Annotated in this window: 11 protein-coding genes; 4 read left to right on the top strand and 7 right to left on the bottom strand. The window is 68.3% G+C overall.

Annotated elements, in window-relative coordinates:
* From nuoG to IE249_RS03545, 7 genes are all read right to left on the bottom strand, one after another.
* A partial coding sequence (nuoG, locus tag IE249_RS36055; RefSeq protein ID WP_229857433.1) for an NADH-quinone oxidoreductase subunit NuoG occupies positions 1-954 on the bottom strand: 954 nt, incomplete at its 3' end.
* Positions 951-2,297 (bottom strand): NADH-quinone oxidoreductase subunit NuoF, encoded by a 1,347-nt coding sequence (nuoF, locus tag IE249_RS03570; protein ID WP_189703308.1) that lies wholly within the window; start codon positions 2,295-2,297, stop codon positions 951-953. The genes nuoF and nuoG, both read right to left, overlap by 4 nt.
* A complete protein-coding gene (nuoE, locus tag IE249_RS03565; RefSeq protein WP_189703307.1) occupies positions 2,294-3,172 on the bottom strand; it encodes an NADH-quinone oxidoreductase subunit NuoE in 879 nt (292 codons plus the stop codon). The genes nuoF and nuoE overlap by 4 nt, the downstream gene beginning before the upstream one ends.
* Positions 3,169-4,527, bottom strand: a complete 1,359-nt coding sequence (locus IE249_RS03560; protein WP_189703306.1) for an NADH-quinone oxidoreductase subunit D — start codon at positions 4,525-4,527, stop codon at positions 3,169-3,171. The genes nuoE and IE249_RS03560 overlap by 4 nt, the downstream gene beginning before the upstream one ends.
* Positions 4,524-5,288 carry an NADH-quinone oxidoreductase subunit C gene (locus IE249_RS03555; protein ID WP_189703305.1) on the bottom strand — a complete coding sequence of 255 codons (765 nt, stop codon included), beginning with the start codon at positions 5,286-5,288 and terminating at the stop codon, positions 4,524-4,526. The genes IE249_RS03560 and IE249_RS03555 overlap by 4 nt, the downstream gene beginning before the upstream one ends.
* Entirely contained in the window at positions 5,285-5,839 is a 555-nt protein-coding gene (locus IE249_RS03550; RefSeq protein ID WP_189703304.1) for a NuoB/complex I 20 kDa subunit family protein, read from the bottom strand. Before IE249_RS03550 ends, IE249_RS03555 begins: the two co-directional genes overlap by 4 nt.
* A gap of 15 nt (positions 5,840-5,854) precedes the next feature.
* Complete coding sequence (locus IE249_RS03545; RefSeq protein ID WP_007383963.1) at positions 5,855-6,214, bottom strand: NADH-quinone oxidoreductase subunit A; 360 nt, start codon at positions 6,212-6,214, stop codon at positions 5,855-5,857.
* 815 nt (positions 6,215-7,029) lie between these two features.
* On the opposite strand from IE249_RS03545, the gene IE249_RS03540 reads away from it, so the two are divergent.
* From IE249_RS03540 to IE249_RS36040, 4 genes are all read left to right on the top strand, one after another.
* On the top strand, positions 7,030-7,845 hold the full coding sequence (locus tag IE249_RS03540) for a C40 family peptidase (protein WP_189703303.1): 816 nt from the start codon (positions 7,030-7,032) through the stop codon (positions 7,843-7,845).
* 408 nt (positions 7,846-8,253) lie between these two features.
* Positions 8,254-8,523, top strand: a complete 270-nt coding sequence (locus IE249_RS03535; protein ID WP_229857431.1) for a phage capsid protein — start codon at positions 8,254-8,256, stop codon at positions 8,521-8,523.
* 571 nt (positions 8,524-9,094) lie between these two features.
* Positions 9,095-9,382 (top strand): hypothetical protein, encoded by a 288-nt coding sequence (locus IE249_RS36050; protein WP_229857428.1) that lies wholly within the window; start codon positions 9,095-9,097, stop codon positions 9,380-9,382.
* A gap of 338 nt (positions 9,383-9,720) precedes the next feature.
* Positions 9,721-10,502, top strand: a 782-nt coding sequence (locus IE249_RS36040; protein WP_229857426.1) for a helix-turn-helix domain-containing protein, incomplete at its 3' end; no start/stop codon positions are given.

Raw genomic sequence — 10,502 nt, 5'->3', positions numbered from 1 at the left:
CTCCAGCGCCTCCGGCCAGGACGCCGGCACCAGCTCGCCCTCCGGGTTGCGCACCAGCGGGGTGGTGAGCCGGTCCTTCAGCTGCGCGTACCGGAACGCGAAGCGTCCCTTGTCGCAGATCCACTCCTCGTTGACCTCGGGGTCGTTGCCGGCGAGCCGCCGCATGACCTTGCCGCGCCGGTGGTCGGTGCGGGTGGCGCAGCCGCCCGAGCAGTGCTCGCACACCGACGGCGAGGAGACGAGGTCGAAGGGGCGGGAGCGGAACCGGTACGCCGCCGAGGTGAGGGCGCCGACCGGGCAGATCTGGATGGTGTTCCCGGAGAAGTACGACTCGAAGGGGTCGCCCTCGCCGGTGCCGACCTGCTGGAGCGCGCCCCGCTCGAGCAGCTCGATCATCGGGTCGCCCGCGATCTGGTTGGAGAACCGGGTGCAGCGGGCGCACAGCACGCACCGCTCCCGGTCGAGCAGCACCTGGGTGGAGATCGGCACGGGCTTCTCGTACGTCCGCTTCCTGCCGTCGAAGCGGGACTCGGCGGTGCCGTGCGACATGGACTGGTTCTGCAGCGGGCACTCGCCGCCCTTGTCGCAGACCGGGCAGTCCAGCGGGTGGTTGATGAGCAGGAGCTCCATCACACCCTTCTGGGCCTTCTCGGCGACGGGCGAGGAGAGCTGGGTCTTGACCACCATGCCGTCGGTGCACGTGATGGTGCAGGAGGCCATCGGCTTGCGCTGGCCCTCCACCTCGACCATGCACTGGCGGCAGGCGCCGACCGGGGCGAGCAACGGGTGGTCGCAGAACCGGGGGACCTCGACGCCGATCTGCTCGGCGGCGCGGATGACCAGGGTGCCCTTGGGCACGCTGATCTCGACGCCGTCGATGGTCAGGGTCACGAGGTCCTCCGGCGGGAGGGCCGCCTCTCCCCCGCCGGAGGGGGCGTTCGTGGTCACGGTCATGCGGTCACCTCCGGGCGGTCGGCCCAGGCCGTGGACTTGGCCGGGTCGAAGGGGCAGCCGCGCCCCGTGATGTGCTGCTCGTACTCCTCGCGGAAGTACTTCAGGGAGGAGAAGATCGGCTGGGCGGAGCCGTCGCCGAGGGCGCAGAAGGACTTGCCGTTGACGTTGTCGGCGATGTCGTACAGCTTGTCGAGGTCGGACATCGCGCCCTTGCCGGCCTCCAGGTCGCGCATCAACTGCACCATCCAGTACGTGCCTTCGCGGCAGGGCGTGCACTTGCCGCAGGACTCGTGGGCGTAGAACTCGCTCCAGCGGGTCACGGCCCGCACCACGCAGGTCGTCTCGTCGAAGCACTGCAGTGCCTTGGTGCCGAGCATGGAGCCCGCGGCGCCCACTCCCTCGTAGTCGAGCGGGATGTCGAGGTGCTCGTCGGTGAACATCGGCGTGGAGGAGCCGCCCGGGGTCCAGAACTTCAGTCGGTGCCCGGCCCGCATTCCGCCGCTCATGTCGAGCAGCTGACGCAGGGTGATGCCGAGCGGCGCCTCGTACTGGCCGGGGCTCGCGACATGGCCGCTGAGCGAGTAGAGCGTGAAGCCCGGGGACTTCTCGCTGCCCATCGACCTGAACCAGTCCTTGCCGTTCTTCATGATGGCGGGAACTGACGCGATCGACTCGACGTTGTTCACAACAGTCGGGCACGCGTAGAGGCCCGCGACGGCAGGGAAGGGGGGACGGAGCCGCGGTTGACCACGGCGGCCTTCGAGCGAGTCCAGCAGTGCGGTCTCCTCACCGCAGATGTACGCGCCCGCGCCCGCGTGCACGGTGATGTCGAGGTCCAGCCCGCTGCCGAGGACGTTCTCGCCGAGGTAGCCGGCCTCGCGGGCCTCGCGGACTGCCGAGTGCAACCGCCGCAGTACGGGGACGACTTCACCCCGCAGATAGATGAACGCATGCGACGACCTGATGGCGTAACACGCGATCACGATGCCCTCGATGAGGCTGTGCGGGTTCGCGAAGAGGAGCGGGATGTCCTTGCAGGTCCCCGGCTCCGACTCGTCGGCGTTGACAACAAGATAGTGCGGCTTTCCATCACCCTGGGGAATGAACTGCCATTTCATTCCCGTCGGGAATCCCGCGCCGCCGCGCCCGCGCAGACCGGAGTCCTTGACGTACGCGATCACGTCGTCCGGTGACATGGCGAGCGCCTTGCGGAGCCCCTCGTACCCTTCGTGCCTGCGGTAGACGTCCAGCGTCCAGGACCTGTCCTCGTCCCAGAAGGCCGACAGCACGGGTGCGAGCAGCTTCTCGGGGCTGCTCTCGTCGATCTCGGGTGCCAAGGTCATGACTCCTCCCCCTCCTTCGCGACAGGCCCCGCCGGGTGGGACGGGTCGGAGGCCGATGTCTCCTGGGGCGCGTCGTGGGAGCTCAGGTGCTTGGTGGCGGACGCGTCCCCCACGGCGGCGTCGCGCGGCTCGTCGTGCGGACCCGACTCCCTCGGGTGGACCACCCGCGCGGGTGCGGCCTCTCCCTTGGCCAGGCGGAGGCCCACCAGCGAGGCGGGTCCCGCGCTGCCGCCGGACTCCGTGGCCCCCTCCCGCTCGTCGGGGAAGCCGGCCAGGATCCGGGCGGTCTCCTTGAAGGTGCACAGGGGGGCACCGCGCGTGGGCGTCACCGCGCGTCCCGCGCGGAGGTCGTCGACGACGCGGCGCACGCTGTCCGGCGTCTGGTTGTCGAAGAACTCCCAGTTGACCATCACGACCGGCGCGAAGTCGCAGGCCGCGTTGCACTCGATGTGCTCCAGGGTGACCTTGCCGTCGTCGGTGGTCTCGCCGTTGCCGACGCCCAGGTGCTCCTGGAGCGACTCGAAGATCGCGTCGCCGCCCATCACGGCGCACAGGGTGTTGGTGCAGACGCCCACCTGGTAGTCGCCGCTCGGCTTGCGCCGGTACATGGTGTAGAACGTGGCGACCGCGGTGACCTCGGCCGTGGTCAGGTCGAGCAGCTGGGCGCAGAAGCGCACTCCGGTGCGGCTGACGTAGCCCTCCTCCGACTGCACCAGGTGCAGCATCGGCAGCAGGGCGGAGCGGGAGTCGGGGTAGCGGCCGATGATCTCGCGCGCGTCCGCCTCCAGGCGGGTGCGGACGTCGTCCGGGTAGTCGGGCGCGGGCAGTTCGGGCATGCCCAGGCTGACGCCCCGCTCCGAAGAAGAAGTGGTCACCGGTCGACGCCTCCCATCACGGGATCGATGGACGCGACGGCGACGATGACGTCGGCGACCTGGCCGCCCTCGCACATCGCCGCCATGGCCTGCAGGTTGGTGAAGGACGGGTCGCGGAAGTGGACCCGGTAGGGGCGGGTGCCTCCGTCGGACACGGCGTGCGCCCCGAGTTCGCCCTTGGGCGACTCGACCGCCACGTAGGCCTGCCCCGGCGGGACGCGGAAGCCCTCGGTGACGAGCTTGAAGTGGTGGATCAGGGCCTCCATGGAGGTGCCCATGATCTTCTTGATGTGGTCCAGGGAGTTGCCGAGCCCGTCCGGGCCCAGGGCGAGCTGGGCGGGCCAGGCGATCTTCTTGTCGGCGACCATGACCGGGCCGGGCTGCAGCCGGTCCAGGCACTGCTCGACGATCCTGAGCGACTGGCGCATCTCCTCCAGGCGGATCAGGAAGCGGCCGTAGGAGTCGCACGTGTCGGCGGTCGGGATGTCGAAGTCGTAGGTCTCGTAGCCGCAGTAGGGCTGCGCCTTGCGCAGGTCGTGCGGGAGGCCGGTGGAGCGCAGGATCGGGCCGGTGGCGCCGAGGGCCATGCATCCGGCCAGGTCGAGGTAGCCGACGTCCTGCATACGGGCCTTGAAGATGGGGTTCCCGGTGGCGAGCTTGTCGTACTCCGGGAGGTTCTTGCGCATCTTCTTGACGAACTCGCGGATCTGGTCCACCGCGCCGGGCGGGAGGTCCTGGGCGAGTCCGCCGGGGCGGATGTAGGCGTGGTTCATCCGCAGGCCCGTGACGAGCTCGTAGATGTCGAGGATCATCTCGCGGTCGCGGAAGCCGTAGATCATGATCGTGGTGGCGCCGAGCTCCATGCCGCCGGTGGCGATGCACACCAGGTGGGAGGAGAGCCGGTTCAGCTCCATCAGGAGCACCCGGATGATCTTGGCGCGCTCGGTGATCTGGTCCTCGATGCCGAGGAGCTTCTCGACGGCGAGACAGTAGGCGGTCTCGTTGAAGAAGGACGTCAGGTAGTCCATGCGCGTCACGAACGTGGTGCCCTGCGTCCACGTGCGGAACTCGAGGTTCTTCTCGATCCCGGTGTGGAGGTAGCCGATGCCGCAGCGGGCCTCGGTGACCGTCTCGCCGTCGATCTCCAGGATCAGGCGGAGCACCCCGTGGGTGGAGGGGTGCTGGGGACCCATGTTGACGACGATGCGCTCGTCGTCGGCGCGGGCCGCGGACTGGACGACCTCGTCCCAGTCGCCGCCGGTGACCGTGTAGACGGTGCCCTCGGTCGTCTCGCGTGCCGAGGCGGCCGACGCGGCGGATTCCGCGGATGCGGCGGATGCTGACTGCGTGCTCACGAGTACGACCTCCGCTGGTCCGGAGCAGGGATCTGGGCGCCCTTGTACTCGACGGGGATGCCGCCGAGGGGGTAGTCCTTGCGCTGCGGGTGGCCCTGCCAGTCGTCGGGCATCATGATCCGGGTCAGGGCCGGGTGACCGTCGAAGACGATCCCGAAGAAGTCGTAGGTCTCGCGCTCGTGCCAGTCGTTCGTGGGGTAGACGGAGACGAGCGACGGGATGTGCGGGTCGCCGTCGGGGCAGCTGACCTCGAGGCGGATCAGCCGGTTGTGGGTGATCGAGCGCAGGTGGTAGACGGCGTGCAGCTCGCGTCCCTTGTCGTGCGGGTAGTGGACGCCGCTGACGCCGGTGCACAGCTCGAAGCGCAGGGCCGGGTCGTCGCGCAGGGTGCGGGCGACGCGGACCAGGTGCTCGCGCTCGATGTGGAAGGTGAGTTCGCCGCGGTCGACGACCGTCTTCTCGATCGCGTTGGCGGGCAGCAGGTCCTGCTCCTCCAGCGCGCCCTCGAGTTCGTCGGCGACCTCGTCGAACCAGCCGCCGTAGGGACGGCTCGCCGGCCCCGGGAGCCGGACCGAGCGGACCAGGCCGCCGTAGCCGGAGGTGTCCCCGCCGTTGTTCGCGCCGAACATGCCGCGCTGGACGCGGATCTCCTCACCGCCCTCGCCGCGCCGGCCGGGCAGGTTCTGGGCGGCGAGGTCCTTCTCGGGGTTGACCCCGTTCCCGGACCCGTTCGCACCGTGGGTGCCGTTCGCGTCGCTCACCGCAGCAGCCCCTTCATCTCGATCGTGGGCAGGGCCTTGAGCGCCGCCTCCTCCGCCTCGCGGGCCGCCTCCTGGGCGTTCACGCCGAGCTTGGAGGACTGGATCTTCTGGTGGAGCTTGAGGATCGCGTCCATCAGCATCTCGGGCCGCGGCGGGCAGCCGGGGAGGTAGATGTCGACGGGGACGATGTGGTCGACGCCCTGGACGATGGCGTAGTTGTTGAACATTCCGCCCGAGGAGGCGCACACGCCCATGGAGATCACCCACTTGGGGCTGGGCATCTGGTCGTAGACCTGCCTGAGGACCGGCGCCATCTTCTGGCTGACCCGGCCGGCCACGATCATCAGGTCGGCCTGCCGGGGCGATCCGCGGAAGACCTCCATGCCGAAGCGCGCGAGGTCGTAGCGGCCGGCGCCGGTGGTCATCATCTCGATCGCGCAGCAGGCCAGGCCGAAGGTGGCCGGGAAGACGGACGCCTTGCGCACCCAGCCCGCGGCCTGCTCGACGGTGGTCAGCAGGAAGCCGCTCGGCAGCTTTTCTTCGAGTCCCATGTCTTATAAGGCCCCTCAGTCCCATTCCAGCCCGCCGCGCCGCCACACGTACGCGTACGCGACGAAGACGGTGAGCACGAAGAGCAGCATCTCCACGAGCCCGAAAACACCGAGGGCGTCGAAGGTGACGGCCCACGGGTAGAGGAAGACGATCTCGATGTCGAAGACGATGAAGAGCATCGCCGTCAGGTAGTACTTGATGGGGAAGCGCCCGCCGCCGGCCGGCGTGGGGGTCGGCTCGATACCGCACTCGTATGCCTCGAGCTTGGCGCGGTTGTACCGCTTCGGTCCGATCAGCGTGGCCATGACCACGGAGAAGATCGCAAAGCCTGCCCCGAGGGCTCCCAGTACGAGGATGGGCGCATACGCGTTCACCGCTCCTCGCTCCTCTCAGTCGGCACTGACTGCTGGCGGTTGCGGGCTCACGGCCGCCCCTTCAGCCCCGCGAACCCCACCGTTTCCGGCGAAGATCGAGAACATGTGAAGCAGGTCACAAGCCCAACTGCCTCGCATCTTATGCCCGACACTCTGTGACTTGCGACACGGGGTATTCCCTGATCTTTGTGATCTCCACCACCTGACGAACGATCATGAAGGCGGATGAGCATTGATCTTCACACGCGAAGCACCGAAGTGATCACGAGCGGTGACATTTGACCTCGTCTTTGCAGGTCGGAGGGGGTGCCCTCTATCAGACGCACGGCGTCCGGCGCAAAGTGGCCGAGGGAGTCAAGACCTTGGTATAGGGCCGCTATTCACACATCAGGGGGACGGCGTCACGGAAAGTGGACACGTTCGCCGGTTCACAAGCCCGCGCTGTGGCCCGTGTGGCCATCGAGGCAAAAGGGACCTAAGTGGCTCAACGGGCCGAAGTGACAGTCGACCCCGAGCCGGAGGGCGTGAGGCACAGACGCACGGCGGGGCGGTGACCGTTCCGTGACCTCCGCCACATTGATGAGAGGGCCATGAGAAGCGGGCTTGGCCAACGGTCCCAACCGGTGGTAGGCGCGGGGCAATTCGGGCGTAACAGCGAAAGACCATGATCACAGGCATGATCACCTGCGTCCGCAATGTCCGTTACGGCGTCAATAAAGGAAACAGTTCCAGGTGTTCGGGGCCTGCGTTGAGCAAATGTGGCGCAGCACACGTTTCTTGAAGATATGAAGGAGCCCCTGGTACCGGTTGTTCCCATGTCCCACACCGCTCACATACGCAGCCACCGGAAGCCCCGCCGTAGCGCGTCGAGAATCGCGATGCGGGCCGGAGTTGCCGGTGGCGTCCTCGGCACCATGGCAGTGGCCGGTGCGTCGGCCTCCTCGGCGAACGCCGCCGAGCCGGTGACGCAGACGCTCGAACTGCCCACGCTGACGGCCGACCTGGCCGCGCAGATCGCCCAGTCCGCGGACGCGACGCAGCAGACCGCCGCGAACTACCAGCTTCAGGCCGAACGTGACGCGGCCGCCGCGAAGGCCGCGAAGCAGGCCAAGGCGGACCTCGCGGAGGCCAAGAAGAAGGCCGCCGCCGAGAAGAAGGCCGCCGAGGAGGCCGCGCGCAAGCAGGCCGCCGAGCGCGCCTCGCGCAGCACCCAGCGCACCACGCTCGCCGCCCCGGCGAGCTCCTCCAGCTCCTCCACGAGCACGTCCACGGCGACCGGTTCGGCCGCGGCGGTCATCTCGTTCGTCAAGGCGCAGGTCGGCAAGGCCTACGTCTCCGGCGCCACCGGCCCGTCCGCGTACGACTGCTCGGGCCTGGTGCAGACCGCCTTCAAGCAGGTGGGCATCAGCCTGCCGCGCGTCTCGCAGGACCAGTCGACCGCCGGCACCCAGGTGTCGCTGTCCAACCTCCAGCCCGGCGACATCCTCTACTGGGGCAGCGCGGGCAGCGCGTACCACGTGGCGGTGTACGTGGGCGACGGCATGTTCGTCGGCGCGCAGAACCCCTCCAGCGGCGTCGTGGAGCGCCCGCTGTCCTACGACCCGCCCACCGGCGCGGTGCGGGTGCTCTGAGGCGCCGTCCGCGGACGACAACGGCTGAGGCCGGCTCATTCCTGAGCCGGCCTCAGCCGTCGCTGCACATCCCGCGCGGGCTCACGCCTTCGGCGCCACCTTGGTTCCTCCGAGTAAAAGGCATACTCGGAGGACAGAGGGGGTTCTGTGTCCATGGAGACGCTGGCCGGTCCCTGTTCCCTGGCGGGACTGAGGGGCGGACACTACGCACGCAAGAGCGCATACCGGGGGAGGACCATCAACCGAGGCCGCTCCGTCGGGAGCAGCTCGACGCCGACCACGTTCGGGCTCGGCGATCAACCCGCTGCCCCCGCGACCGAGGTCACCGCCCGCGAGCGCCGATCGATGATCACCCGTGACAAGAAGTCCCGTTACTGGTGACCGGCGCTCACGCACATCCTGTTCGTCATGCTGCGGCTCGACCGGGCACTGTCCACGCCTGGCCTTGTACCCGAGCGGCCCCGGATCACGTTCGGCGACTCCGTGAGCGAGGACCCGACCAGCACCGCGCAGATCCTGTCCCTGCTCCAGCAGGCGCAGGCTGCCTTCACCGACACCAAGGTGTGTTGGCTACACCCAGATTGGGACGACACCGCCGTGCAGAGTGAGGTCAACCGCATCCTCACCGAAACCGGCCAGGCGGTACCCGACCCGATGCAGGCTGGTGAACTGGCCTAGTTCACGTGTCTGGGTGCTCCCGTCTCAGCGCTGCCCAAGCGATCAAGGCATCACAGCACTGACCTACAACTCCCAGTAGCACGAGCGCCCACACCGCCACTGGGTCATGTACGCGACCACTGGCGATGAGGGCCGCTATGCCACTGCCGGTAATGGCGCTCCATCGAACCGAGGGACGCGGAACCCTCACAACTAGTTCGTTTCGTGGCTGAGTTGACTCACGCCCCGACCGATTGCTCTTCACTGCACCGTGCTCTCTGAAGACGGGCCCGTGCTGGACACGAGACGGCGACAGAGCGTGTGTGCACCCACGGCTTGTCTGGCAACCAGTGTGCACGACCGAGAGCCCCAAGCCTAGCAATCGAAGGAAATAGCAATGATTCTCCTTCGATGTCACAGAAGCATCTGCAATCTGTCACAGCGACGCTACAGCGTGAGATTGGCCTGGTCACTCGCGATCCGGACGGCGTCGGCAGCGGCGGCAACATCACCGGACTCGGTGACCTGTTCGCCAGTCCGCTACGGCCTCGACAGATTCCACGGGGCGAGCGTCGGCGGGTGCGCCCCGCTGGTGAACACCTACCTCCCCGACTTCAACACCGCCGACGCCGTCAAGCTCGGCGAAGTCGAACTCAATGCCGCCGGCATCCCCGAGGCCGCCGCAGGTGTCGGCCTCGCGCTCGCCCTCGCCAGCGCCATCACCCGCGTGATGGCGCTGGCGGTCGTCGAGAACCTGCTGCCAGCGTGGCTGCGCCCCGCCCCGGACGCAGACGACGAGCTGCTCGCGCTCGACCGGAAGAACGGGGCAGTGTGTGACCAAGCCCGAGCCGCCGCCCGACTCGGCAACAGTCGCTCTTGAACGGCTTGGGTCACGGTCGAGGTGGGATTCGTCCGGATCGACGGTGCGCTCGCCCCGCTCGTTCAGCGGAGCGACCAGACCAAGGGACGCCTCGACGAACTCGAAAGCCGACGGTGGCCGCTGCCTAGCATCGGCGCCCTGGTAGGTCTCGTCGGCCTCAGGCTCGCCGCACTCGCCCGACTCAGATGACGAAGACGCCACCACGTGGCACAGAAGCCCCCGGGTACGGCCGCACAGGCCGAACCGGGGGGCTTCTGTCGTTCTACCGCTGGGGAAGACGCTCGCCGCGCCTCATGGGTACCGTTCTTGAGAGAGCCCGAGCGGATGGAGCCCCGCGCATGCTGGAAGAAGCCGAGGAGATCGGCCGCCGTGTTCGCCGCGCGCGCTTGCGCCTAGGCATGCCACAGGCGGACCTCGCCGCCGCCCTGGGGAAGTCCCAGGGGTGGGTGTCCAAGATGGAACGCGGACAAATCGAGATCGACCGCGTTGGCCTGCTCAACGCACTCGCGGCTGAGCTGCACGTTCATCCCAACGACCTGATCGGGCGCCCCTACACCAGCAGCCCGGCTGACAATCAGTGGCAGGTCGCCGCCGCGTCCATCTTGCGTGAACTACGCCGCTACGACCTCACGCCGGTATTCGAGGGCACCCCCCGGCAGTCCAGCGAACTGTGGCGCGACATGACCAGGCTGCACCGCCTACGAGACGCCGCCGCCAACGTGGCCATCCTGCGAGTGCTGCCGGACCTGCTACGTGAGGCGCGTGCGCTCGCCGAGGTTTCCAACGGCCACGAACGCGAAGAGGCGTACGCCATCTACGCCGTCGCCTGCAAGTTCACCCACACGGCCGCCCACGCCCTCGGACACGCCGAGCTGATCACCATGGCCGCCGAGCGTGCAGCATGGTCTTCTCGCCTGTCCGGTGACCCCGTCATGCCCGCACTCGCCGACTGGATGCGCGTTTGGGACATGTGGGTGACCGCTGATTGGGACGACTCCCTGTCACTGTCCGACAAGGCTCTCGGCGGCATCCAGGACGACTACGACCGCGGCGACCCTCTCGCCGTCCGAATGTGGGGATCTTTGCACCTGCGCGCCGCTGTGTCGGCCGCCCGCGCGGG

This window comes from Streptomyces anandii JCM 4720, assembly GCF_014650655.1.
Lineage (GTDB): Bacteria > Actinomycetota > Actinomycetes > Streptomycetales > Streptomycetaceae > Streptomyces > Streptomyces anandii.
Note: the sequence above shows the minus strand (reverse complement) of the source record. Positions and strands in the feature narration are given on the sequence as shown.